The sequence below is a fragment of the Ruegeria sp. CI8 genome (assembly GCF_056536865.1).
On the sequence record NZ_JBQFQL010000001.1, the window covers coordinates 925,187 to 950,982 of the forward strand.

Below are 25,796 nucleotides of genomic sequence, written 5' to 3' on the forward strand. Positions count from 1 at the left end.
CGACGGGTCCGTGCAGGAGGGGGAAGGAATTGACAAGCGACATCAGCAATCTGGACCTGATGAACCCGCCCGAGGGCTTCATCGACAATCCCTTCCCGTTTTATGATGCGCTGCTGTCTTCGGCGCCGGTTCTGGCGCAGCCCGATGGCTCGGTTCTATTGTCGCGGCACGCTGATCTGGACGGGATCTATCGGGACACGACCCTGTACTCGTCCGACAAAAAGGCCGTGTTCGGACCAAAGTTTGGTCCGGGATCACCATTGTTCGAGCATCACACCACCTCGCTGGTGTTCTCGGATCCGCCATTGCACACGCGGGTTCGCAAAATCATGACTTCGGCCCTGACCCCGCGCGCCATCGCCCGGATGGAGCCCGGTTTGATCCAGACCGTCGATCGTTTGCTGGATCGCCTGGAAGACAAGCGGCAAGTGGATCTGATCGAAGACTATGCCGCCACCATCCCGATCCAGATCATCGGAAACCTTCTGGACGTACCGGTGGACGAGCGCGAACCGCTGCGCGACTGGTCCCTGGCCATTCTTGGGGCGCTCGAACCGGCACTGAGCGCCCAGCAACTCGAGGACGGCCATGCGGCCGTTCGGGACTTCAAGGAGTATCTGGCCGATCTGGTGGCCCGGCGCAGGGCCACGCCCGGCGACCCCGAAACCGACGTCCTGACCCGGTTGATCCGCGGCGAAGGGGCCGACGAAAAGTTGAGTGAAATCGAGTTGCTTCAGAATTGCATCTTCATTCTGAATGCGGGTCATGAGACCACGACGAACCTGATCGGAAACGGGTTGGCCTTGCTGCATGACCACCCGGAGCAGCGTCAGCGGCTTATGGATGATCCAAGCCTGATCAATACGGCGGTCGAAGAGGTTTTGCGGTTCCGTTCACCCAACCAGTTCGGCAACCGGGAAACGACGGCTGACATCGTGATTGACGGGTGTCCGATTGCGAAGGGCACCAACCTTCATCTGTGTATCGGCGCTGCAAACAGGGATCCGGCCGTGTTCCCAGACCCGGGTTTGTTCGACATTTCGCGCAAACCGAACCGTCACCTTGCCTTTGCCGGTGGGCCGCACGTTTGCGCAGGTCTTACACTTGCGCGCCTTGAAGGGCGGGTCGCCCTGTCGCGGTTCGTGACACGGTTCCCAGATTTCCAACTGTCCGATGAACGTGTCAGAGGTGGGCGTATGCGGTTCCGCGGATATGCTTCCTTGCCCGCGTCCCTTTGATCGACAAAAGGGGTGGGGCGTTAACCTAGGGTTTTTGCGCCAGCTTCAGAACTGCCTTCAGCCCGGGATCCGCATTCTGGGCACTGAAGCCCCCGCCATGCATGCGGGTGATGGCCGCCACCAAAGCCAGTCCGAGGCCTGAGTTTCGGTCCGATCGCGCGGGATCGAGCGTGACGAAGGGCAGTTGAAGCTGCGACAGCATCTCGGCCGGCACGCCCGGGCCGCGGTCGCGGACACTCAGCAGGGCAAACGGGCCGTCTTCGCGCAGTTCGATGGAAATTGCAGTTCCTTCAGGGGCATAGCGCATGGCGTTTTCCAGAAGGTTCGACAGGGCCTGCGACAGCAAAGGGCGGTGCCCCATGATCGGAGCCGCCCGACCCGTGACCTCGAGGCGCACATCCTTGTCGGCCGCGACCGGTTCGTACAACTCCACGGCATCGTTGACCAAGCGCTCAAGATCCACAGGTTCAAACTGCTCCCGCCCCAACCCCGCCTCGGCGCGTGAGATTTCGGTCAGCTGCCCGAGAACCCGCAACACGTGATCGATTTCGGCCGTTGCCCGGGCGATGTCGACCTCACGATCCAGGTCGCTTTTGCCTGGCTCGGCCAAGGCGACCACCCGCTGCTTCAACCGGGACAGAGGTGACCGCAGATCATGCGCGATCGAATTTGACGTGGTGCGCAAGTTGCTAACCAACTCTTCGATCCGGTCCAGCATGTTGTTCAATGTGCCTGCCATCTGGTCGAACTCGTCGCCGGTGCCACGCTGTGGCATTCGTTGGGACAGGTCGCCGGACACGATGGTTTCTGCGGTGTCGGCGATATCCTTCAGCCGCGAAAACACCAGACGGGTCAAAAGCCAACCGGTCAGAATGCTCAGCGCAAGGGCCGCGCCCAGGGCCAGCGCCACCGAATGAAACAGCACCCGGTCGAACTGCTGACGGGCGAGGGCGTCGCGGCCCACCAACAGCCGTTCGCCGCCGGGCAGTAAGATCGATGCGGCGGAGATCGGGACCAGCTGATCCGTCTCGGTTCTGCGCAGTTCCAGATCCACCCACCCACTGCCAGCGGCGATGCCTTCGGGCCATCGCTTGAGGTTGCCGGCCAAGGTTTTTCCCGAGCGGTCAGCCAACAGGTAAAGCGCATCGCGCTCGGACGCGGTCGGAAGCCGGCGTTCGATGGCCACCATCAGGCCGACCAGCCCCAGGCGTTCGTACTCGTCCGCCAGCCCGGTCAGCTCGGCGGACACGACAGATCGGGTTTCGCCTTCGATCGTACGGTTGGCGGTGATATAGACCAGCAACAATACGGCCGCAGTCAGCAATGTGCTGAGCACCATGCTGGCCAGCACCAGCCGCGTCCTGGAGTCCTTGAACGACAAGGGCGACTTAACCATCAGAAACCATGTAGCCAGCCCCGCGCACGGTTTCGATCAGTGGAGGTTCACCACCTTCATCCAATTGCCGACGCAGTTTGGAGATGTGAACGTCGACGACGTTTGTGTTCGGGTCGAAATGATAGTCCCAGACACCTTCGAGAAGCATCGTCCTCGACACCACCCGGTTTTTCCGGCGAAGGAAGAATTCCAGAATCTGGAACTCTCTGGGCGTCAGGGTGATCTCGCGACCGTTGCGTGTGACCTTTCGGGTCAGCAGATCCATTTCAAGGTCGCGGCATTTGAGGGTCGGGGTTTCCTCGGATTCCTGAGGTCGGCGCAACAGGGCTTCGATCCGGGCATGAAGTTCCTGAAATGAGAAGGGCTTGACCAGATAGTCGTCGGCACCCGCATGCAGCCCTTTCACCCGCTCGTCCACGGCGCTCATGGCTGTCAGCATCAGAACCGGCGTCTTGACCCCGGCGGCGCGCATCGACTTTATCAGGGCCAGACCGTCCAGCCCGGGCAGCATCCTGTCCAGAACGACCGCGTCAAATCCGCCGTCGGTCGCGTGGTACAAACCTTCGCGGCCGTCCTCGGCGCATTCGACGACATAACCTTCCTCGCCAAATCCCTTGGCGATGAAGTCCCGCGTGTCTTCATCATCCTCAACGATCAACAGACGTCTGCTCATGGTCGGATTTCCTTTCACTCAGGATATAATCACGTATGGACAGGTAAAAAAACTGCCGGGTGCGAAATCCGCACCCGGCAATCCCGACAGCACGTGGACAAATCGTGTCCGTCAGGAGATGCGCGCACCGGATATCCCCATCATGCGGTGCGCGCGGGACGCAGGTCAGGCGATCTCGACGGCGACGAAGATCTGATTGCCGCCGCGGTTGATCAGCATCAGCGCCGGATCGGTCTTCTGATCTTCGAGCGCGGATTTGAGCGCCTCGGGTGTTTCCACATCCTGGTTGCCCAGCTTCACGATCACGTCGCCCTGCCGCAGACCGGCCTTGGCCGCCGGGCTGTCAGGCTTGAGCGAAGTGACGACCACGCCGTGCACGTTCTCGGGAACTCCGATCTGCGCACGAGTCGCTTCGGACAGCGGTGCTACGGTGACACCCAGCGTCTTGCCTGCCACCGCGTCATCGGTCGGTTCCGCGTTTGTCGCCATCTGGGCCGAATGCTGCCCGATCGTGACGTTCAGGGTCTCTTCCTTGCCATTGCGCAGGACGGTGACCTTGCTGTCTGTTCCGACGGCTGTGGTGCCAACAAGCACCGGCAGTTCACTGCTCGAGTCGACCTGTTCGCCGTTGAAGGCGATGATCACGTCGCCCTGTTGCAGCACGCCCTGAGCGGGGCTGTCCGGCAGAACCTCGGACACCAGTGCGCCGACAGTGCCATCGACACCCATCGCTGCTGCCAGCTCGGGGCTGATGTTCTGGATCGAGACACCCAGCCAACCACGGCTGACCTGGCCATCGTCACGCAGGTCCGCAGCGATATGCTCGACGATGTTCGAAGTTACAGCAAAACCCAGTCCGACCGACCCGCCACTGGGCGAATAGATGGCCGAGTTCACCCCGACGACTTCGCCGTCCATGTTGAACAGCGGACCGCCCGAGTTGCCTTTGTTGATGGCCGCATCGGTCTGAATGAATTCAGCGTAGGGGCCTTCCGAGATATTGCGTCCCTTGGCGGAAACGATGCCGGTCGTGACGGTCGAGCTCAGGCCGAACGGGTTGCCGATGGCGACCACGTCTTCGCCCACGCGGATGTCGTCGCTGTCCCCCAGCGGGACCGGCTGAAGCGCCTCATCCGCGTCGATCTTGAGCAGCGCGATATCGGTCAGGGGATCGGTCCCCACGACTTCAGCCTCGTACGAGCGATCATCGTTCAGGCGCACGGTGATCTTGCTGGCTTTGTCGACGACGTGGTGGTTGGTGATGATATAGCCATCTTCATCCAGTACGAACCCGGACCCCAGGCCCTGACTGGGGCCACGGCGCGGGGCATCAAAGCCTTCGGGAATCCCGAAACGCTTGAAGAACTCACCAAAAGGCTGGCCTTCGAAATCAAACTCCTGGCCGCTCGCTGGCAACGGGGCCGCGTCGATCGAGGCAATGACGGTTACCACGGACGGTGAAACGGTCTCGACCAGATCCGCCAGGGCTTCGTCGGCCTGCGACGGAATAGCGGTCGCGGCCAGCAACGCCGCGCTCAGCGCGGTGGCGCCAAACAGCCCTGAGGTACGAGGGAGAATAAGGGGGGATTTTCGGATGCTCATGTTGACTAGGTCTCCTTGGTTCGGCGCTTGTTGATGTGCGCTTTGCAGGGAACATGAGCCGTCAGTCTTTGCGTTTTCTGACTGATCAATTAATAAATCTTAATTTTGCCACATTGCAGGCGTCTGGTAGCGCTCGCAATCCCGGGAATCGGCCGTGGGAGTTGCCGGTCGAATCGGTGGATTGTTGCCGAAATGAGGGTCAAACTCGTAAAAGCATTGAATTGAATCAAATTTGTTAACAGTCCAGCGGCGGTTTTTGACCGAATTTTCACGGACACTCACAGGTTGCGCCACCGCCCTTTCAGAAGGTGGTATTTGTCTAATAGGTCTTTGCAAAAATGTCATTTTGATCGTTTAGCGCTAAAAATTTCTTGTCGTGGGTCATCAATGGCAAAGCGCAAGAACAACCTTGGGTAGATTTCCGTGACGCGCGTTGTTGCGGAAATACCATCACGAATCCGGCAAAATTAACCGATTCAACCAATTTTACGTTGTTTGCACTGAACTTATCGGTGACGATGAACGTGCCCAAGTGAAAGGGGGGCCTGACAGCATCAAGGGGGTGCTTGAAGGCAGATCTCAGTCACCGGAAGCGCTGAGCGGCATGTTAACGAGGGGGTCTTGTTTCGGTTCGGCAGCACATTGGTCTGATGTCTTGACGACATCCGGGCCGCGTTTTCGGGATTGGTGAAAGTGGTAGTCCTGTTTTGGGCAACCGGCCCGGTCGTTCTCGACCGGGCCGCGTTACTTTTGGGATCTTTTCTTTTTATGCCATTCGGCCCACGCTTGGGGCGTATCCAGATCCAGAATAGCGTTCTGACCCGGTAAAGGCTGTAGGTGCACCTGGTCCAGGTGCGCGCGTACGATGGCTTGTGCGCCGCCATCTCCGATCAATTGCGCCAGATCAGCAAAGAGACTTCGGTCGAAGATTACAGGATGGCCTGGAACTCCGTCCGAGGATGCTCCGCGCCAGATCAGCTTGTCAGGATGTTCGGTGACCGACCGGAGGACCGCGCGTAGATCGTCTGATGTCAGCTCTGGAAGATCGGCCAGCAGGATCATCGCTGCCCGGGCGGATACCGGCAGCTGCGCGACGGCCCTGCGCAAACTGGCATTCATGCCTTCATCCGCATCGGGAACTGAAACGACCTCCAAGTCCATCCCGCTCAGGGCGGTGTATCGCGAGTGAGGCGCCGGCGGCAGGGCGACGATGACCGGCCCGACAGCTCGTGCGTTTTCGGCCGAGCGCCGGATCAGTGGTTGACCGTCGACAATTTGCATCAGTTTGTCCACTCCGCCCATACGGCGAGAGCTTCCGGCGGCCAGCAAGATGATGGGGATATCCTCCATGCCGGCCACCTTGCCGCCAACCGGAACGGCTGTCACCCCCGCATACGCGCACCGTCGGGGTCAAATAGTGGACTGGTCAGCACACGGGCCTTGCGCATCTGGCCCAGGATTTCAATTTCGACCGCCAAGCCGTCGGCCGCCAGTTCCGTTGGCAGGAAGCCCATGGCAACTGATTTCTGTGCGAAATGCGAATACCCACCGGATGTACAAAACCCAACGACCGCGCCATCATGCCAGATGGGTTCGTAGGCGTTCACATCTGCGTCCTCGGCTTCGACCTCAAAGGCCACAAGCTTGCGGGCTGTTCCTTCAGCCCGCTCGGCCTCGGCGACAGCGCGCCCGATGAAATCGACGTTCTTGGAGAACGAGATGAAGCGGTCCAGCCCGGTTTCAGCGGCTGTGTAGTCGGGCGAGAACTCGCGCATCCACGAGCCGAAGAACTTGTCGAGCCGCAGGCTCATCATCGCGCGCATGCCGAAGGGGGTGATGCCGTGCGGTTGACCGGCCTGCCACAACGTCCACCACAGCTGGCGCTGCCCCATCAGATCGCAGTAGATCTCGAACCCCAGATCGCCGGTATAGCTGACCCGCTGCACGATGCAGTCGGTCATGCCGACGACCATCCGGCGCACGTCCATGAAGCGCATGTCACTGAAATCGGCGCGGGTGCAAGCGGCCAGAACCTCGCGGGCTTTGGGGCCGGCGATCTGGAACCCGTTGCGTTTGTCGCTGATATTCTCGACGGTTACGCCGTCTTGTTGATTTTGCCGGAACCAGCGCATGTGGACGTTCTGTGCGCCGTAGGAGGCGGTGAGCTGGAACTCCTCCTCGCCCAGGCAGGACACGGTGAAATCCCCGATCAGCTTGCCCTTGGGCGACAGCATCGGGGTCAGCGACAGGCGGCCCGGCTTGGGGATGCGCCCGGCCATGATCCGGTCCAGCCAGTCGCGGGCGCCGGGGCCTTTCACGAGGTATTTGCCGAAATTGTGCACCTCGTTGATGCCGACGCCCTCGCGCACGGCGCGAACCTCGCGGCCCGTTGCCTCGAAGGCGTCCGAGCGGCGGAAGGACGGGGTTTCATAACCCGGCTCGCCCTCTTGCGCGAAATAGTTCGGCACTTCCAGCCCGTATTGCTGGCCCCAGACCGCACCCAGATCGCTGAAGATGTCATACATCGGCGTGGTGCGGTTGGGCCGCGCGGCCGGCAGTTCCTCGTTGGGGTAGGCGACGGAGAAACGCTTCTGATAGTTCTCGATCACCTTGGGGCGGGTGTAGCCGGGGGTGATCCAGTCGCCGAAGCGGGCCACGTCCATGGCAAAGACGTCGCGCTCGGGTTCGCCCTCGATCATCCATTGCGCCAGCGTCAGGCCGACGCCGCCGCCCTGGCTGAACCCGGCCATCACGCCGCAGGCCGACCAGTAGTTGCGCACGCCGGGCACCGGCCCGACCAGCGGGTTGCCGTCGGGGGCAAAGGTGAACGGGCCGTGGATCACCGATTTCACCCCGGCCTCGGCCAGAACCGGGAAACGGCGATAGGCGAACTCGATCGAGTCGGTAATCTTGTCGAAATCGTCGGGCAGCAGCTCGTGCCCGAACTCCCAGGGCGTTCCATCCACGGCCCAGGGCTTGCAGGGTTGTTCGTAGAAGCCGATACACAGGCCGCGGCCTTCCTGCCTCAGATAACTTTCGCCGGCCGGGTCCATGACGTGCGGATGCTCGCTACCCGCGTCGATGATCGCCTCGATTTCGGGGATGGTGTCGGTGACGAGGTACTGGTGCTCCATCGGGTGCAGCGGGAAGTAGATGCCCGCCATCGCGCCAACTTCGCGTGCCCAGAGGCCGCCAGCGTTGACGATATGCTCGGCGTGGATGGTGCCCTTGTCCGTCACAACGTCCCACGTGCCGTCGGGGCGCTGGTTGGTTTCACGCACCATGCAGTGGGTCTCGATCGTGGCGCCGCCCATCCGCGCGGCCTTGGCATAGGCGTGGGTCGTGCCCGAAGGGTCGAGGTGCCCGTCCAGAGGGTCATAGAGCGCGCCGATGATGCCGTCGGTGTTGGTGATGGGGGCGATCTTTTTGATCTCGTCGGGGCCGACGATTTCGGTCTCCAGCCCCATGAAGCGGTGCTTGGCGCGTTCGGCCAGCAGCATGTCGAACCGGTCCTGATTGTCGGCCAGGGTGATGCCGCCCACATGGTGTAGCCCGCAGGACATGCCGGTGATCTCTTCCAGTTCCTTGTACAGCCTGATGGTATAGCCCTGCAGCGCGGCCATGTTGGTGTCGCCGTTCAGCGTGTGGAACCCGCCCGCCGCGTGCCAGGTCGATCCGCTGGTCAGCTCCGACCGTTCCAGCAGCATCACATCCGACCAGCCCAGCTTGGTCAGGTGATACAGCACCGAACACCCGACAACTCCACCGCCGATCACGGCAACCTGACACGTGGTTTTCATCCGCACCTCCTTGCGTCTGGCCCGAAGGTGCAGGGGTGCTGCGCCGGTATCTGTCACGAAAACGACCGAGTTTGTCGTTTCCGCCGGCCGTCCGTCAGAGCGGCCGCACCTTCAACCAGGTAATCCGGTTGCCCTCGCGTTCGACGACCTCGAACCGGAATCCGTGGAACGAGAACACCTGACCGACGGTCGGAATCATCTGCGCTTCGTGGATGACCAGCCCGGCAATGGTGTTGGCTTCGTCATCGGGCAGGGACCAGTCCATCGCACGGTTCAGGTCGCGGATGGTCATCGAGCCTTCGACCAGATACTGACCGTCTTCGGTTCGCGTAACCGTCACATCTTCGTCCACGTCGAATTCGTCGGCAATCTCGCCGACGATTTCTTCGAGGATGTCCTCGAGCGTGATCAACCCGCGCAGCGAGCCGTATTCATCTACCACCAGCGCAAAATGGCTGTGCATGCGCAGGAATTCCCGCATCTGATCGTCCAGCGTGGTGGTCTCCGGTACGAAATAGGGGTCATTTGCTACCTTGAGGATGTCAAATGACTTCAGTCTTTCCGCCCCGCCATCGCTACCGCCTGCCTTTGCGTACATGGCACGGAACAGATCCTTGGCGTGCACGACTCCCACGATGTTTTCGGGCTGGCCACGGAACACCGGCAGGCGCGTGTGACGGCTTTCGAGGCATTGTTTCAGGATCGATTCAGGGTCTGCGTCCGCGTCGATCATCTCGATATTCGAGCGGTGCAGCATGATTTCCTCTACCGTGCGGTCGCCGAGGTCAAGCGCGCCCAGGATGCGGTCGCGGTCCTCTTTTTCGACGACCCCCTCGGAATGGCCCAGTTGCAGAGCACCGGCGATCTCCTCGCGTACGGCAAGGATGTTGCTGTCGGGGTCGATCTGAACCCCGAACAGGCGTAGTACACCGCGCACCAGCAGGCGAACGGCAGCCACCACCGGCGAAAACACCGTAACGACGACACCGATCACCGGGGCGACCGCCGCGGCGGCCTTTTCGGCATTGGTAATCGCGTAGGTCTTGGGCAGCACCTCAGCAAAGACCAGAACAAGCAGGGTCATGACCAAGGTGGCCAGTGCCACGCCGCTTTCTCCGAAAAGTCGGGTGAACAAAGCCGTGGCCAGAGAGGCTGCAAGGATGTTGACGAGGTTGTTGCCCAGCAGAACCGAGCCGATCAGACGTTCGTTGTCGTCAGTGATCTCCAGCGCCTTTTGCGCGCCGCGCGATCCTTTGTCGGCTTGCGCCCGCAGTTTACCCCGCGAAGACGCCGTCAGCGCTGTTTCAGACCCCGAGAAGAAGCCGGAGAGTACCAGCAGAAGCAGAATTGAGGCCGTAGTCAGCCAGAAGGCGCCATCGAGAAGAGAAGGGTCAGAGTCCATCGGTCCGTTTCAGGTATTGTTGATGCAATGGTTATGGGGGCGCAGATGCGCGCGATCAAGGGTTTGGCCCTAGTCTCGACCGTCATCCTTGGCAAGCGGGTGATGCTGCAACACCAGTTCCGACAGGCGCTCGTCCAGGACATGCGTATAGATTTCTGTCGTCGCGACGTCGGCGTGACCAAGCAGGGTCTGGATCGAACGCAAATCGGCCCCATTGGCCAAAAGATGCGTCGCAAAGGCATGGCGCAGCGTGTGTGGCGTGACTTTGTCAGGAGATACACCACCTTGCACGGCCAGTTCCTTTATCAGTGCAAAGAACCGGTGTCGGGTCAGGTGCCCTGATTTTCCGCGCGAAGGAAACAGGAACCGGGACCGCTGGCCTCCGTTGGCGGCGGCTGCATCTTCGGCTTCGTCCCGGATCGTCAGCCATGCCGCCAAAGCATCGCGCGCAGGCGGTGACAAGGGCACCATGCGCTCTTTTCCGCCTTTGCCGAGAACCAGCAGCATGCGTGGGTCGCCCCGGGCGGATGAAACCGGCAGGGAAACAAGTTCGGTCACACGCATCCCGGTCGCATACAGAATTTCCATCAGGCAGGTGTTGCGCACCTTGTCCGCCGTACTGCGCCCTGTTTGCCTGGCGGCCTCAAGCAGGCGGTCGACTTCTGCCACGTCCAGCGTCTTGGGTAGCCTTTTCTGGCGTCCCGGGCCTTTGATCTGGATGGCCGGATTGGTCGAACGCCAGCCTTCTTCAAACGCGAAACGGTACAATTGCTTGATGGCAGAGAGGCGGCGGGCGCGGGTCGCGCGCGAAAGGCCTTGTGCGTCACAGTCAATCAAGTAGGCCTCGATTATACTTTGGTCGGCGGCCTCGAACCCGGCACTTCGCCGAATGAGCCACGCGGCAAAGTCCTTCAGGTCCCGCCCATAGGCCAGCAAAGTGTTGGTTGCCGCCCCAAGTTCTGCGGCCTGCGCCTCGAGAAACGCGGAAATCCACAAGTCTTGTGTCGCCGGAGCGGACACTGTCAGGCCCCCTTCAAAACAAGCAACTGCAAGGCGGCGCGGCGCGCCGTGTCTTCCAGGCCGACGTGTCGGAACACCGCGATGGCCGCAGTCAAGTCAACCAGATTGCCGCGCGCGCCATGCGCGAACATCTGCATGGCCTCAAGAATTGCCTCACCCAGACGGTTTGCTTCCAACATCGCGCGGATATCGGACGGGATCGGTGCCGACCATGCAAACCCTTCGGCGATGGCGTCAGCCATCGGTGAGAGCGAGTTCGAACGCTCGGGTTGGCCCGATGCCAAAGCAGCCAGAAAGGCATTGGCCTCGGGTCCGTCGGGGACAGATCGTGCGGCATCCTCGTACAACTCGGACAACAGCAGGACGCGCCAGCGCAGGTTCTCGGTGGTCGGGTCGGACAGCTTGATCGGCATCAGGCGCTCGGCGAACAGTTCGGCAAAGGGCACTTCGAGCCCGACCGAACCCATTTCTGCCCAGACTTTCGGCAGGGTCTTGGAAATCGCTTCGGGGCTTCCGGTCTCCAGCGCCGTTTCGAAACGCTGAACCGCCGAGACGCGATCCCAGACCGCGCCCGAAGCCGCAGGCGCGCGCTCGGTATAAAGGCCCAGCAGATGGTTCGGCGTAAGCGCGCCGATGCGGGTCAGGCGCTCGGCCGCTTCGATCTGGGCTTTCCAGCCGGCAACATCGCGCAGGTCGGCATTGGCAAAGGCCCGCGGCAACGAGGCGGTCGGAAGTCGCTCGCCGATCGCTTCGAACAGGCGAAACGTCAGCGGGTCAGGGTCTTCGGGCTGCGGCAGATATGCGGCGCCTTCGAACATCTCGGGGCTTAGGAAGCGATCCAGCAGATCGAGTTGCTCGGGCGGCAGTAATTCGAGCGCATGCGCCGCTTCGAGCGTCAGTGCGGCCGAAGCCCAGTCACCTCTGCGGGCCTTGCAGAAGACCTGCGCGGAATAATCCCTCGACAAATGCGGTTGCGCGATCAGCGCAGTGCAGCTGCGGTCTTCGTCGCCGGTCAGCAGAGTTGCGTCAAACCATCGTTTGAACCGCTCAGGCGTATCGGTGGGGCCGGCAAGCTGCACCAAGGATTGCGTCGGATCGGCGGCACCCAGCTGCATCAGGCGATCCAGCCGCGCCAGAAGGAGCTCGTCTGGCTCATTGGAATTTGCCGGCGCTCGGGCCTCGGTCAACAAAAGTGTGAACAACAGCCGCTGCATGGCAGGGTTCGATTTGACCGGCACGCGCGCGATAAGTTCGGCCAGCCGGGCCGGATCGCTGGGCAGCCACAGATCAACCGGCAGCCCGGTCGCTGACCCATCCACCAATCCCAACGGCGGCGACAGCGCCTCGAGCGGAGACACCTGGATGTCGGGCTGCAGGCCCGTATCGGTAACCGGCGGCTCGAGCAATACGGTCCCCGGCAACAGGTCAGGGGCCGTCTCCAGCCAGTCGATCGCGGATAGCGGCTGTTCGGTTTGTGCGGCGGCTTGGCCGGTCAGTGCAAGCGCCAGCACGACGGCCCTAGTTGACATCCAGAATTACCGGTTCGCTGATTTCGCTTTGCGGGGCCGAGAAGTCGGCGCCGAAGAATGGGCCAAGATACGCATAGGCCACCAAGCCGATGAAAAGCAGGCAAATTAGGTACAACAGGAATTTGATCAGACGGCCCATGGCTCAACGCTGCCTCAATTTTCGATTTTGGCCAAGTTATAACTGGCATTTTTCCCAAGATCACGTCATTCACAGGGAAATGAGCGAAATTAAGCATAACGTGGCGCCGGCCGGACAACGGCAGGTCTTTGACCTGCACAAAACGGTGGTTTTGGTCGGCATGATGGGCGCTGGCAAGACGGCCGTGGGGCGCGCTCTGGCCGCGCGCCTTGGTGTTCCATTCCTCGACAGTGACAGCGAGATCGAATCGGCTGCCAACATGACCATCCCCGAGATCTTTGAACGGGACGGCGAGCCGTTCTTTCGCACCAAAGAAAGCCAGGTCATCGGCCGTCTGCTGGACGAGAAAAAGGGTATCCTGTCGACCGGCGGTGGCGCTTTTCTGAGCAAAGAAAACCGGACGATGATCTCGGACCGTGGGGTTTCCGTATGGCTGTGCGCCGATCTGGAAGTGTTGTGGAACCGGGTGCGCCACAAAGACACGCGACCCTTGCTGCGTACGCCTGATCCGTATGCAACGCTGCGTGACCTGTACGAGGCCCGCGTGCCGTTGTACGCACAGGCTGATCTGGTGGTGAATTCGGACGGCGACACCGCGATCGAGGATATGGTTGACCGGGTTCTGGAAAAGCTGATGACACGCCCGGATGTATTGGAAGTCAAATAGATGCATCAGACAGTTAATGTTGATCTGGCCGAGCGGTCCTATGACGTGGAAATCGGGCCGGACCTGTTGGCTCAGGCCGGTGCGCGGATCAAACCCATGCTGCACCGTCCGCGCGTCGCGGTTCTGACCGATGAAACCGTGGCCGGTTTGCATCTGGATGCTTTGCGCAGCGGCCTGGCGTCCGCCGGGGTGGAAATGACCGCATTGGCTCTGCCCGCAGGTGAGGCGACCAAAAGCTGGCCGCATTTCGAGCGCGCCGTCGAATGGCTGCTGGCCGAAAAGATCGAACGGCGCGATATCGTCGTAGCCTTCGGCGGTGGAGTGATCGGCGATCTGGGGGGCTTTGCTGCGGCGGTGCTGCGTCGCGGTGTGCGCTTTGTGCAGATCCCAACCTCGCTTTTGGCGCAGGTCGACAGTTCCGTGGGGGGCAAAACCGGCATCAATGCTCCGCAAGGCAAAAACCTGATCGGTGCGTTTCATCAACCTTCGTTGGTTCTGGCTGACACCTCAGTGCTTGGCACGCTGACGGCGCGTGATTTTCTGGCTGGATACGGTGAAGTCGTAAAATATGGCCTTCTGGGGGATGCCGATTTCTTCGAATGGTTGGAGCGCAACGGCCCCGCGCTGTCGGCCGGGGACATGGCGACCCGGGTTCAGGCCGTCACCCGTTCGGTTCAGATGAAGGCCGACATCGTGGCCCGTGACGAGACCGAGCAAGGCGACCGGGCGCTGTTGAACCTCGGGCATACGTTCTGCCACGCGCTTGAGGCGGCGACGGGCTATTCCGACCGGCTGCTGCATGGCGAGGGTGTTGCAATCGGATGTGCCCTGGCGTTCGAGCTGTCGGCCCGCATGGGGCTGTGTTCCCAGGAAGACCCGAGCCGCGTCCGCGCGCACCTGAAGGCGATGGGCATGAAGACCGATCTGTCTGACATTCCTGGAGATCTGCCGGGCGCCGAAGATCTGGTCGACCTTATGGCTCAGGACAAGAAGGTCGTTGACGGCCAGCTGCGCTTTATCCTGGCGCGTGGGATCGGGCAGGCCTTCGTCACGTCGGACGTGCCACGCGATGCCGTTCTGTCCGTGCTGCAGGATGCCTTGGCAACGTGCTGATAAGCGGAGTCAGCGGCCCCGTATCACCATCAATTCGCCAATGTTTTCGCGGGTGATGTATCCGACCATCTGACCGGTCTTGGTGCAGACCGCCACGGCCGGTGCGCCACCATGGAGACCATCCAGAACGGCTTCGAGCCCACTGGTCAGGGCCACCCGGGGGATTTGCTCTTCCATGACCGAGGTCGCGGGTTCCGATCGGGGGTGATCGCCGGCTAGCGCGGCAAACAGCCGATTGCGGGTCACAAAGCCCAACAGCTGCCCGTCTGCGCCCAAAACCGGAAACTCGTGCTGCGTTGTCTGGATCACGGCCTGGGCCGCCGTTGCCAACGTGTCTTGGGGGGTCAGTGCGTGGAATTCGGTAATCATCGCGTCGCGAGCCAGCACGCGGCGCGCCACCGAGCGCATTGCTACATCCTGACTTTCTGCATTTGCTGCGATGAAGACGAAAACCGCGATCAGAACCAGGATCGGGTTGCCTGTGCTGAGCCCCAGAAACCCGAAACCGACGGCCACGGCCTGGCCCGCAAAGGCAGCGGCCCGTGTGGCCTTTACTCTGTCCATCTTCAGGCAGAGCAGGGCGCGGAACACGCGGCCGCCGTCCATCGGAAACGCGGGGATCAGGTTGAACACCGCGAGGAACAGATTGACGTAGGCCAGCCGGCTCAGCAGGTCGACGCGGGTCGAGTCGATTTGCGCCAGCGTTTCAACCTGCATTCCCGCGCCCAGAAGGACAAGTATGCCCCAGATGACGACGTTGACCGCGGGACCAGCCAATGCAACGGCAACTTCTTGCATCGGCTTTTCCGGCATCCTCTCGAGGCGGGCCAAGCCGCCGATGGGCAGCAGAGTGATGTCAGGAGTGCGAATGCCATATCTGCGGGCCATCAGCGCATGACCGAACTCATGAGCAACCACACAGGCAAACAACGCCAGAACAAAAATGATGTTGTCGATGGCTGCCGGCCACCCTCCGTCAGAGTAGGCGGCAAAGCCGACCCAGGCCAGCAGCAGGAAGAAGGTGACATGGACCCTCAGTTCCGATCCAAGCAATCGGCCGACGGCGAAGGACCATGTCATGACGTGCCTCGCTGGAGATTAGAACGGGATTTCGTCGTCGTCGATGCCGCCTGATGCCGGTGCCGGTGCGCTGGACTGTGCGGCGTAGGGCTCGGAGTATCCGCCGCTGTCCTGGCCTCCTCCGTAACCGCTGCTTTGGCCGCCACCGTATCCGCCGCCCTCATTGCGACTGTCCAACAGGGTCAGTTCACCGCGGTAAGGGCGCAGAACGACTTCGGTGGAATAGCGATCCTGTCCGGACTGATCCTGCCACTTGCGCGTTTCCAGTTGGCCTTCGATGTAGACCTTTGACCCTTTGCGCAAATACTGCTCGGCGATGCGGACGAGCGGTTCGGAAAAAATAGCGACTGTGTGCCACTCGGTCCGTTCGCGGCGTTCACCGGTATTGCGGTCTTTCCAGTTCTCCGAGGTCGCGATCCGTAGGTTGCAGACCTTGCCACCGTTCTGAAACGACCGCACTTCGGGATCGCGCCCGAGATTGCCGACCAGAATGACTTTGTTGACTGAACCTGCCATGGATTTCCCCGTTTTTTGACTAGCTTGATGGCGCCCGAATCTGACGCTGAGTTCACCTGAAACCCTATACGTCCTGCGCCCGGGTTGGAACACGGTTGATGCCCGGAATGCCACCCGGAAAATCAGTGTTTCCTTAACCAAGCTTTCATTTCTGCCTGAAATACCTATAATCCGAATGATTGCTGAACGAGCGGGATTGCTTGAATGCGTTGTCTGTTAAGTGGTTTTTCAATTGCATGCCTCGTTCTGGCGTCGACGCCGCTGAGCGCAGATGTGCTGTCGACCAAGAATCGCAAAGATATCTTTTTGAAGCAGGCCAAGATATTGGACACGCGGGCCGCCAGCCAGTATCGCGACTCTGAACGTCTGAAACCGAAGACGCCGGACGGCAGTTTCAAAAAGCGCTATTCCGGCAAGTACCGTGGTGAATACCTTGCCATGGCGCGCCAGGCAGCGCGCAAGCACAACGTCCCGGAAGAACTGTTCCTGCGTCTGGTTCAACAGGAAAGCGGTTGGAACCCTCACGCCAAGTCGCACAAGGGCGCTTTGGGCCTCGCGCAGCTGATGCCCCAAACCGCCAGGCTGCTGAACGTGAACCCGCATGACCCGAAGCAAAACCTTGAAGGCGGTGCGCGGTATCTTTCGTGGCAATACCGCAAATTCAAGTCCTGGCGCCTCGCGCTGGCAGCTTACAACGCCGGCCCGCAAGCGGTGGAAAAGCATGGGGGCGTGCCGCCCTATGCCGAGACGCAGAATTACGTCAAAGTCATCTGGGGCGGCTGATACAATAGCTGCTCAAAAAAACCGGTCCAAGGCCGGTTTTTCTTTGGGCGATCACTCAGCCGCTATTTTGATAACCGGCTCCATCTTCGCCAGTGTTTCGGTGGACAGATGACACTTGACCTGGTGTCCGTTAGCCAGCGTCTGGACCGGCGGAACCTCTTTTTCGCACAATCCGCCCGCAACCTCGGACTTCCACCGGCACCGGGTTTGGAACGGACATCCGGGCGGCGGGTTCATCGCCGAAGGAATGTCGCCTTCAAGGACGATGTGTTTCTTTTCGACCGAGGTATCGGCGATTGGAACCGCGCTCAGCAGCGCCTCGGTATAGGGGTGATAGGGCGGCGAGAAGACTTGATCGGTCGTGCCCAGTTCGACCACGTGGCCCAGATACATCACCATGACGCGGTCGCTGAGGTAGCGCACGATCGACAGGTCGTGGCTGATGAACAGCAGTGTCGTCTTGTGTTCGCGCTGGATCTCCATCAACAGATCGGTAACAGCTGCCTGCACCGACACATCCAATGCCGAGACCGGCTCGTCCGCGACGACGATCCGGGCGTCCCCGGCAAAGGCACGGGCTATCCCGACGCGCTGTTTCTGGCCGCCTGACAGTTGGCGCGGCATACGGTCGGCAAACGCGCGCGGAAGCTTCACCAAGTCCAGCAACTCGAGCATCCGTTGCTTGCGTTCGGCTTCCGAGTTTCCGACGCCGAAGATTTCCAGCGCGCGGATGATCTGACGTCCGACCGTCATCGACGGGTTCAGCGTATCGAATGGGTTCTGGAACACCATTTGGACTTCGCCGACGGTTTTGGCATCCCGTTCTTCGATCGGCAGATGCTCGATATTGCGGTTGTCCAGCAGGATCTGCCCGTCGGTCGCCGTCTCCAATCCCATGAGGACCTTGGCAAACGTGGATTTGCCGCAGCCGGACTCGCCAACGATCGCCAGCGTTTCCGATTCATGTGCGTCGAAGCTGAGGGTTTCGTTGGCCTTGACCACTTTCTTTTCGCCCCCACCGAACAGAGCGTTTGCGGCCACCTCATAGTATTTCTTGAGGTTGTCCATCTTCAGAACGGTCTTGCCGATCGGCGCTTTTTCTTTTTGCTCGGCAACCGTGATGGGTGCGTTCCAGTCGATTTCCTGGAACTTCAAGCAGCGCGTATGGTGGCGGTCATTGCCGGGGACCGGGAACATCTGAATGTCCTGCGCGTCACAACGCCCTTCCTCGAAATAGTCGCATCGCGGGCCGAAATTGCAGCCGGGTGGGCGTTCGTGCGGCAACGGGAAGTTGCCGGGGATTGCAACCAGCGGACGTGAATTCTTGTCCGCGCCGGGCAGGGGGATCGAGCGAAACAGCGCCTGGGTGTAGGGGTGCTGCATCTCGTCAAAGACATCGTGGATCGAGCCCCGTTCGACCGCCTCGCCGGAATACATCACGCACAAGCGGTCACAGGTCTCTAGAACCAGGCCCAGATTGTGCGAAATGAACAGCATCGAGGTGCCGTATTTCTTGCCCAGATCCTTGACCAGTTCCACCACGGCGGCCTCGACCGTCACGTCCAGCGCGGTTGTCGGTTCGTCCAGGATCAGAAGCGACGGCTTGGACATCAGGGCCATCGCGATCACGATGCGCTGCTGCTGGCCACCGGACAGCTGATGCGGAAAGCTGTTCAGCATCCGCTCGGGGTCCGGCAGGCGCACATCGGTCACCACTTCCAGAGCACGAGCATAGGCCTCCTCTTTGCTGACCCCTTCGTGGATCATCGGCACTTCCATCAGCTGTTTGCCGATCTTCATCGCCGGGTTCAAAGAAGCCATCGGCTCTTGATAGATCATCGCGATCTCATTGCCGCGAATATCCCGAAGTTCTTCCTTGCTCATCTCGCTAAGGTCACGGCCCTTGAATTTGATCGAGCCGCCAACGATCCGACCATTCTTGCCAAGGTCCTGCATGACACCCAAGGCGACCGTCGACTTGCCGCAGCCGGATTCACCGACCAGCCCGACAGCCTCGCCGGGCTGCACACTGACCGAAAAATCCATCACGGCCGGTATTTCCCGCAAGCGGGTAAAGAACGAAATCGAGAGCTTGTCGATTTCGAGGATCGGCCCGTCATAATCCGCCAGTTTGTTCATCTTGCTTGCTCCTCGCCAGCACTCGGGGAACCCCCTTCATCTGGCTAAAAATATCCTGGTGGGGGCCGGGGGCAGTCCCCCGGCCGCTTTCACATCAGTCCTTCAGGCTTTCTTCTCGCAGGCCATCCGCCAGCAGGTTCAATCCCAGAACCAGTGACAACAGCGCCAGTGCCGGCGGCAGTGCAGGGTGCAGGTAGATCGACAGCAGCTTGCGTCCTTCGTTGATCGTGGACCCCCAATCCGGGCTTTCCGGCGGCAGGCCCAGTCCAAAGAACCCCAAGGTCCCCAAGAGGATGGTCGTGTAGCCGATGCGCAGGCAGAAATCGACGATCAGCGGCCCGCGCGCATTGGGCAGGATTTCCCAAAGCATGATGTACCAGGGGCCTTCGCCGCGCGTCTGCGCCGCGGCCACGTAATCGCGTGTCTTGATGTCCATGGCCAAGCCGCGCACGATGCGGAACACCGTGGGCGAGTTGACGAAGACAACCGAAACGAACACGACCAGGATGCCGCCCGGAATGTCGAACAGATCCAGATAGGTCGGCAGACCCCAGATGCTGTAGTCGTCCGTGCGGATGACGTATCCCCCGGTCGAGATCAGCGACAGGTACAGCCAGATCGCGATACCCAAGACGCCGATCAGCAGCGGCGTACGGAATTTCGGCCGGGTGTAGTAGCGCGAATTCAGAAGGACACCGATGAAGAGGATCGGGAACACGAACAGGACTGCGGCCATATAGTTCGGCACGCCGGTCGCGACGATTTCCGGTGTGACCAGCAGGTAGAACAGCAGGATGACCGGGAACGCCAGGATCAGATTGGCGAGGAACGACAGAAACGTGTCCAGCCGCCCGCCATAATACCCGGCGGGCAAGCCCAGCGTGATCCCGACCATGAAGGCAAACATCGTGGCCAGCGGAGCAATCTGTACGACGATCCACGCCCCCTTGACCATGCGGCTGAATACGTCGCGGGCAAGGTTGTCGCCGCCCAGCAGGTACCAGGCGAACTCACCGTCCTCGGCATTGGGCAGGGGGGTGCCGGGCACCTTGTTCTTCATGCCGGAAACCTGGACCAACGGATCATGTGTCACGATCAGGTCCAAAGCCCCGAAGATGCCGGTGAAAACCCAGAACATGACCAGTCCAAAACCGATCATGCCGATCGGGCTGTCGAAAAGCTTGCCGTACAGGCCAAGGCGCCGTTTGAAGGCAACCGACATCGCGAAAAGAATGATCAGCGACAGCCAGACCGGCAGAAATTGCTGCGAGATCGCGCCGATAATCCCGGCCCCAGTGCCCAGGAATATTCCCAGCAGCAGGTAGGCGACCACCGTCGCGATGCTGGCCAGGAAAGAATACCACAGCGCGGATTGCGTCAGGTTCCTGAGGCCGCCGCCCGAACTGACGGTGCCATCCGCATTCACGCTGACTTGCGTCTCGGGCAGCAGAATGCTTGCCAGGATCCAGACAACGACGGATACGACCAGCGCAGCCAGGGCGATCATCATGATCGGGTTCAGAAAGGCGATAGAGCCAGTCCAGCTCAGATGTTCCATGGTCTATCCTCCCTTATGAAATGCGGATGCGCGGGTTGAGGTAGACATAGCCGATATCCGAGATCAGCTGCGTCACGAGCACCACGAAGACCGACACGACCGAGATCGCCAGCAGAAGCTGGATGTCGTTGTTCCCCGCGGCCTGCACCAGTGCCCAACCGAAACCCTTGTAGTTGAACAGGGTCTCGACGATCACGACGCCGTTCAGCAACCAAGGGAACTGCAGCATGATGACCGTGAAGGGCGCGATCAGCGCGTTGCGCAGGGCGTGCTTCAGAACGATATTCCCGAAGGACACACCTTTCAGGCGCGCGGTTCGAATGTATTGCGCGGTCATCACCTCGGTCATCGAGGCTCGGGTCATCCGCGCAATGTAGCCCATGCCGTAAAGGGCAATTGTCAGGACCGGCAGGAAGAAATTCTCGAAAGTCGGGTTTTCCATGGCCTGTGTGGCCGTGCCCTTGAACCATTTCAGACCCACGGTTGACGAGGTGAAGATAGCGATGAAGATCACGCCCGACACGTATTCCGGCGTGGCCGTCGTGATGATCGAAAACGTGGACAGGGACCGGTCCAACGCAGACCCCTCGCGCATGCCGGCCAGCACGCCAACCAATAGGGCGGTCGGGATCATCAGCACCAGCACCCAGAACATCAGGTAGCCGGTGTTGCCCAGCCGCTTGCTGACGATCGTTCCGACCTCGTCCTTGAAGACGGTGGAATAGCCCCAGTCGCCCTGAAGAATGCCGCAATAGCGCGGTGTCGTTTCCGGAGTAGAGCCGGGACGAGTGCAACTTCCCACGAACTGACCATCCGGTAGCGTGTTGGTGAAACCGGGCACCACCCCCAGCCATTGACCGTATTTGACCAGCGTGGGCTGCATGTATCCGCGGTTCTCAAGCCAAGTGACGACCTGCTCATCGGACATACGCTGGTTGCCCTGCGTCTTGGCCAGCTTTTCCAGGTTTGGATAGAGGTTGGTCAGGAAGAAGACCACGAAGGTCAGGCACAGCGCCGTCAGCAGCATCACGCCCAATCGTCGAAGGATGAAGAGTCCCATGTTGGCCCCTGTTGTTCGGGTTCTCCGCAGATCAGTGGACCATTTTCTGGCCTCGGACGTCCGACCCCGCGTCGGTGTGTCTGCGGCTGGAAAGGGGCGCCCGCATTCGGGCGCCCCTTGAAAGGTTCAGGTCGGGATCAGGCCGCCCAACCCCATTTGTAGTGATGGTGTTCGAACGACACATGCATGTCGGTTCCGACCAGACCGTCCTTCATGTGACGGTACAGCGACCGCCAATAGGGCTGGATGGTGACACCTTCCTCCTGGATCATTGCTTCGCCCTTGGCCACGATTTCGCGGCGCTTGTCGGCATCGGCAATGGCCAGAGCTTCGGTCAGCAGGGCATCAAACTCGGCATTGGACCAGCCGAACTCGTTCCAGGCCTCGCCGGTGCGGTAGGCCAGTGCCCAGATCTGAACGCCCAACGGACGGTGGTTCCAGTTGGTCGAGCTGTAGGGGTATTTCGCCCAGTCGTTCCAGAACGTGTTGCCCGGCAGAACCGTCCGCTTGACCTTGATGCCCGCGTCGCGCAGCTGGGCTGCCACGGCATCGGTGGTGTTGCGGCGCCAGTCATCGTCGATCGAGATCAGCTCGTGCTCGAAATCGGCCATACCGGCCTCTTCCATCAGCTTGCGCGCGCCTTCCGGGTCAACTTTCTGCGGCGGCAGTTCGTAGTAATCCGGGTGGATCGGGCCGACGTGGTGGTTTTCTGCAGGCGAGCCGCGACCTCCGTAGCCAAGCTCGAGGCAGACCGAGTTGTCCACGGCCATCTGCAGCGCCTGACGCACGCGTTTGTCGGCATAGACCTTCTTGCCGTCCACTTCCGCAAGCTGGTTCGGGCGGACCACGATGGTGTTCATCGTGACAACCTCGGACTTCACGTAGCCCAGGCTGTCCATCACGTCGATGAATTCACCAACCGATTCATACAGCATGTCGACTTCGTCCGATTCAAGAGCCGCCAGCCATGCCGACGGATCGGTGCCGTAGTCGATGTACTCAATGCGATCCAGGGCCGGACGACCGAATACGGCTTCGCCCCACCAAGTGTGGTTTTCGTTGCGAACAAGCGCGGCTTTCACACCCACTTCCAGCTCTTCGATCAGGTAGGGGCCGGTGCCCACGTTGTTTGTCAGGTCCGTTTCGCTGAACGAGCTGTGGATGATCGCGGCCGGATAGTCTGCCATGCCCGGGATCAACGAGATGTCCGAGTTCGGCAGGTTCAGCTTGACGGTGTGCGAGTCCACAACCTCGATCGCGCCTTCGATTGCCTGGCCGGTATCTGCGTCGACCAGCGTGGCAAAACGGCCCGCCATCGAGTTCGTTTCCGAGCTCTTGTCGCACCAGCGCGCGATGTTGCGTGCCACGTCTTCGGCAGTGAAATCGTCGCCGTTGTTCCACTTGACGCCCTGACGCACCTTCAGCGTGTAGACGGTCGCATCGTCGTTGACTTCCCAGCCCTCCAGCAGCATGCCGCGGAATGTGCCGTCCGAGTTGTACTCGACCAGGTATTCCAGCGTGCCACGGGTGACGTTGGCGATCTGCGACCAGTCATAGGTGCGCGGATCCTTCAGCGCGCGAACTTCCTGCTGAACGCGCAGGGTGCCACCTTCTTTCTTGGCGTCTTCGCCCGCGGCCTTGGCGGGTGCGGTCAGGCCGACCATGCCGTATGCGGCCGCGGCAGTGACACCAAGGCTGGTCGTGCGCGTCAGAAACTCGCGGCGGCTCAGCTTGCCGTCCCGATATTCCTGGGCGTGCATTTCGGCGGCCCAGTGCATCGGGGCTCCGGTCAATGTCTTGGTTTTCATGGATGTCTCCCTGTGAGATTATTATGGGTATTTGTTGGTCCCCGTCGAAGCCAGACAGCGCCGAGCAAGGTCATTTTGGATGTAGTTTTTTGAATTCTGTGCATCCCCATGGGTTCATTCGGCACCAGATTCCGATTTAGGTCAATGTTCGAAATCGTCATCAAGTGCACAAAAACGACATTTGCAGAGAAACCTGACCCGCGGTCGCCGGGGCTGCTATCGGCAAGTCTGATTCTGGAACTTGTGATTCCCTTTTCCGACGGGTTTCGGTCGAAAACCCCTTATGTGGCTGAAAATAAATGACTTCGGACGAAGTTTTGGCGCGATGTCAGTGATTCACTCAGCCTTGGCTCGGATCGACGTTATGCCATTGCTTCATCCGGGCACGGCACCACGTGCGCTGGCGTTTGGCGTACTGGCGTGTCGCAATCGTTGCTCTTTCGCGGGCATCGGCCAAGGTCATTCGCCCCTCGATATGGGCCATCAATTCAGGTACTCCGATGGCCTTGCACGAAGGCAGGTTCGGGTCGTACCTGTCGCGCATCGCCGCAACTTCGTCCAGGGCACCTGCCTGCAACATCTGGTCAAAGCGCGAATTGATGCGCGTGATCAGCCAGTCTCGCTCGGGCGTCACGACGATCGGAAACGCTTGATTCAGGGGCAGCAGCGGTGGCGGCGTGTCGTCCTGCCAATCCGCCAGGGTCCGGCCCGTGGCTTGCTCGACCTCCCAGGCCCGTTGCACACGGGCGCGGTTGCGCGTGTCGATCCGGTCCCGTGTCCTTGGATCAATCCCGGCCAGAAGCTCGGGCAGGGGAATCGCGTCCGCAGTCTTGCGCAACTCGGGCGGCGTTGCCGGGATGTCTGCCATACCTTCCGTCAGCGTCGAAAAGTAGAGACCTGTTCCGCCCACGATGATCGGACGCTGCGGCCCTGACAAAAAAGTCCGCACCTCGCGCAGCCAGTGGCCGGCCGAATAGTCTTGATCAAAAGCGACATGGCCATAGAGAGCGTGTGGAGCCCGAGCTTCTTCGTCGATCGCGGGTCGGGCGGAAATGATGCGCCAGCAGTCGTAAATCTGGCTGGCATCCGCATTGACGATGATCCCGCCCGCGTGTTCGGCAATCTCCAGTGCAAGGGCTGATTTGCCCGATGCGGTCGGCCCCATGATAAGGACCGGCAGATCGTCGGGAATGGGCGGCAGACTGTTCAGCAAATTGCGCGCTGTGTTTTCAGCCATGAGTGTTTGCCCTGTTCCTTGACCATCCGCATTGAACCCGCGGTGGTTTTGCTTCATTTTGCGCCGGAAAACAAACCCGTGCCAGCCCGGAGCGCAAGATGAGCCTTTCTTCCACCAACACAACCGCCGAAACCCCAAAGACAACGTACAAACGCGTCATGTTGAAAATCTCGGGCGAGGCGCTGATGGGGGATCAGGGATTCGGGCTGCATCCGCCGACGGTCCAGCGCATCGCGCAGGAAGTGAAGTCGGTGCATGATCTCGGGGTCGAGATCTGCATGGTCATCGGCGGAGGGAATATCTTTCGCGGCCTGTCCGGTTCGGCCCAGGGGATGGAACGGACCACGGCCGACTACATGGGCATGTTGGCGACCGTGATGAACGCGCTGGCCATGCAATCCGCGCTTGAGGGCCTGGGCGTCTTCACCCGGGTGATCTCGGCCATCCGCATGGACGAGGTATGCGAGCCCTATATTCGCCGCCGCGCTGTGCGCCACTTGGAAAAGAAACGGGTGTGCATCTTTGCGGCTGGAACCGGCAACCCGTACTTCACCACAGATACCGCAGCGACGTTGCGTGCCAACGAAATGACCTGCGAGGCCATCTTCATGGGCAAGAACGGGGTCGATGGCGTCTACGACAAGGACCCCAAGGCACATTCGGATGCCGTCCGCTATGACTCGGTGACCTATGACGACGTTCTCGCCAAGCGTTTGAAGGTCATGGATGCTTCGGCAATCGCTCTGGCGCGCGACAACAATCTGCCGCTGATCGTATTCGGACTGGACGAGCCCGGCGGGTTCCGCGGAATCCTGGCAGGCGAGGGAACCTATACCAAGGTTCAAGGCTAGCCAAAGACCCGACCCAACAGCCCACATTAGTTTGCCTGGCGCCCGGCTCGGTTCGGACGTTAGGTAACCCAACGCCTTCCGGTCTGCTGAAAATGCTCGGTGTGACCGGTATGCGTGTCGCTTTTGCCCGCCGGAAAGTCTCTGGCGGCTGACCGAAAAAGCGATCTTTCCCCGATCAAAAACGC

The 25,796-nt window shown here is 60.6% G+C and carries 21 protein-coding genes; 5 read left to right on the top strand and 16 right to left on the bottom strand.

Annotated features, from left to right (window positions below; all coding sequences use genetic code 11):
- Nucleotides 1-59 precede the first annotated feature (59 nt).
- The gene (locus tag ACR0DA_RS04500) at nucleotides 60-1,238 is read left to right on the top strand and encodes a cytochrome P450 (protein WP_480753905.1); all 1,179 of its coding nucleotides are present in this window, start codon (nucleotides 60-62) and stop codon (nucleotides 1,236-1,238) included.
- 25 nt (nucleotides 1,239-1,263) lie between these two features.
- Here the strand turns inward: ACR0DA_RS04500 and ACR0DA_RS04505 are convergent, their stop codons facing one another.
- The 9 genes from ACR0DA_RS04505 to ACR0DA_RS04545 form a co-directional block, all read right to left on the bottom strand.
- On the bottom strand, nucleotides 1,264-2,634 hold the full coding sequence (locus ACR0DA_RS04505; RefSeq protein ID WP_170363629.1) for a sensor histidine kinase: 1,371 nt from the start codon (nucleotides 2,632-2,634) through the stop codon (nucleotides 1,264-1,266).
- A complete protein-coding gene (locus tag ACR0DA_RS04510) occupies nucleotides 2,627-3,307 on the bottom strand; it encodes a response regulator transcription factor (RefSeq protein ID WP_093961855.1) in 681 nt (226 codons plus the stop codon). The genes ACR0DA_RS04505 and ACR0DA_RS04510 overlap by 8 nt, the downstream gene beginning before the upstream one ends.
- Nucleotides 3,308-3,472: 165 nt before the next feature.
- Nucleotides 3,473-4,909 carry a DegQ family serine endoprotease gene (locus ACR0DA_RS04515; RefSeq protein WP_170598016.1) on the bottom strand — a complete coding sequence of 479 codons (1,437 nt, stop codon included), beginning with the start codon at nucleotides 4,907-4,909 and terminating at the stop codon, nucleotides 3,473-3,475.
- Nucleotides 4,910-5,653: 744 nt separating this feature from the next.
- The gene (locus ACR0DA_RS04520; RefSeq protein WP_170598013.1) at nucleotides 5,654-6,259 is read right to left on the bottom strand and encodes a nucleotidyltransferase family protein; all 606 of its coding nucleotides are present in this window, start codon (nucleotides 6,257-6,259) and stop codon (nucleotides 5,654-5,656) included.
- A 32-nt stretch (nucleotides 6,260-6,291) separates the two neighbouring features.
- Nucleotides 6,292-8,709: a GcvT family protein gene (locus tag ACR0DA_RS04525; protein WP_480753105.1), complete on the bottom strand. Its 2,418-nt coding sequence runs from the start codon at nucleotides 8,707-8,709 to the stop codon at nucleotides 6,292-6,294.
- Nucleotides 8,710-8,803: 94 nt separating this feature from the next.
- Nucleotides 8,804-10,111 carry an HlyC/CorC family transporter gene (locus tag ACR0DA_RS04530; RefSeq protein ID WP_170339536.1) on the bottom strand — a complete coding sequence of 436 codons (1,308 nt, stop codon included), beginning with the start codon at nucleotides 10,109-10,111 and terminating at the stop codon, nucleotides 8,804-8,806.
- 69 nt (nucleotides 10,112-10,180) lie between these two features.
- On the bottom strand, nucleotides 10,181-11,131 hold the full coding sequence (locus tag ACR0DA_RS04535) for a site-specific tyrosine recombinase XerD (protein ID WP_170433032.1): 951 nt from the start codon (nucleotides 11,129-11,131) through the stop codon (nucleotides 10,181-10,183).
- Nucleotides 11,132-11,133: 2 nt separating this feature from the next.
- A complete protein-coding gene (locus ACR0DA_RS04540; protein ID WP_480753107.1) occupies nucleotides 11,134-12,660 on the bottom strand; it encodes a hypothetical protein in 1,527 nt (508 codons plus the stop codon).
- The gene (locus ACR0DA_RS04545; RefSeq protein ID WP_170338962.1) at nucleotides 12,650-12,799 is read right to left on the bottom strand and encodes a hypothetical protein; all 150 of its coding nucleotides are present in this window, start codon (nucleotides 12,797-12,799) and stop codon (nucleotides 12,650-12,652) included. Before ACR0DA_RS04545 ends, ACR0DA_RS04540 begins: the two co-directional genes overlap by 11 nt.
- A 79-nt stretch (nucleotides 12,800-12,878) precedes the next feature.
- Here ACR0DA_RS04545 and ACR0DA_RS04550 point away from each other — a divergent pair, with 79 nt between their 5' ends.
- Nucleotides 12,879-13,466 (top strand): shikimate kinase, encoded by a 588-nt coding sequence (locus ACR0DA_RS04550; protein ID WP_170528350.1) that lies wholly within the window; start codon nucleotides 12,879-12,881, stop codon nucleotides 13,464-13,466.
- The gene (gene aroB, locus ACR0DA_RS04555; protein ID WP_170338959.1) at nucleotides 13,467-14,579 is read left to right on the top strand and encodes a 3-dehydroquinate synthase; all 1,113 of its coding nucleotides are present in this window, start codon (nucleotides 13,467-13,469) and stop codon (nucleotides 14,577-14,579) included.
- Nucleotides 14,580-14,588: 9 nt separating this feature from the next.
- Here the strand turns inward: aroB and ACR0DA_RS04560 are convergent, their stop codons facing one another.
- Both ACR0DA_RS04560 and ssb read right to left on the bottom strand, forming a co-directional pair.
- Nucleotides 14,589-15,659 carry a site-2 protease family protein gene (locus ACR0DA_RS04560; RefSeq protein WP_170363622.1) on the bottom strand — a complete coding sequence of 357 codons (1,071 nt, stop codon included), beginning with the start codon at nucleotides 15,657-15,659 and terminating at the stop codon, nucleotides 14,589-14,591.
- Between the two features lie 18 nt (nucleotides 15,660-15,677).
- The gene (gene ssb / locus ACR0DA_RS04565) at nucleotides 15,678-16,175 is read right to left on the bottom strand and encodes a single-stranded DNA-binding protein (RefSeq protein WP_170338954.1); all 498 of its coding nucleotides are present in this window, start codon (nucleotides 16,173-16,175) and stop codon (nucleotides 15,678-15,680) included.
- A 204-nt stretch (nucleotides 16,176-16,379) separates the two neighbouring features.
- Here ssb and ACR0DA_RS04570 point away from each other — a divergent pair, with 204 nt between their 5' ends.
- A complete protein-coding gene (locus ACR0DA_RS04570; RefSeq protein ID WP_093961864.1) occupies nucleotides 16,380-16,958 on the top strand; it encodes a lytic transglycosylase domain-containing protein in 579 nt (192 codons plus the stop codon).
- Between the two features lie 51 nt (nucleotides 16,959-17,009).
- Here the strand turns inward: ACR0DA_RS04570 and ACR0DA_RS04575 are convergent, their stop codons facing one another.
- From ACR0DA_RS04575 to miaA, 5 genes are all read right to left on the bottom strand, one after another.
- Entirely contained in the window at nucleotides 17,010-19,097 is a 2,088-nt protein-coding gene (locus ACR0DA_RS04575; RefSeq protein WP_170366978.1) for a dipeptide ABC transporter ATP-binding protein, read from the bottom strand.
- Nucleotides 19,098-19,191: 94 nt separating this feature from the next.
- Complete coding sequence (locus ACR0DA_RS04580) at nucleotides 19,192-20,655, bottom strand: ABC transporter permease (protein WP_170357600.1); 1,464 nt, start codon at nucleotides 20,653-20,655, stop codon at nucleotides 19,192-19,194.
- Between the two features lie 13 nt (nucleotides 20,656-20,668).
- Entirely contained in the window at nucleotides 20,669-21,715 is a 1,047-nt protein-coding gene (locus ACR0DA_RS04585; RefSeq protein WP_170339518.1) for an ABC transporter permease, read from the bottom strand.
- A 137-nt stretch (nucleotides 21,716-21,852) separates the two neighbouring features.
- Entirely contained in the window at nucleotides 21,853-23,523 is a 1,671-nt protein-coding gene (locus ACR0DA_RS04590; RefSeq protein WP_170338949.1) for an ABC transporter substrate-binding protein, read from the bottom strand.
- Nucleotides 23,524-23,863: 340 nt separating this feature from the next.
- Complete coding sequence (gene miaA / locus ACR0DA_RS04595) at nucleotides 23,864-24,760, bottom strand: tRNA (adenosine(37)-N6)-dimethylallyltransferase MiaA (protein WP_480753110.1); 897 nt, start codon at nucleotides 24,758-24,760, stop codon at nucleotides 23,864-23,866.
- Nucleotides 24,761-24,858: 98 nt separating this feature from the next.
- On the opposite strand from miaA, the gene pyrH reads away from it, so the two are divergent.
- Nucleotides 24,859-25,611 (top strand): UMP kinase, encoded by a 753-nt coding sequence (gene pyrH / locus ACR0DA_RS04600; RefSeq protein WP_170338945.1) that lies wholly within the window; start codon nucleotides 24,859-24,861, stop codon nucleotides 25,609-25,611.
- Nucleotides 25,612-25,796: the final 185 nt, after the last annotated feature.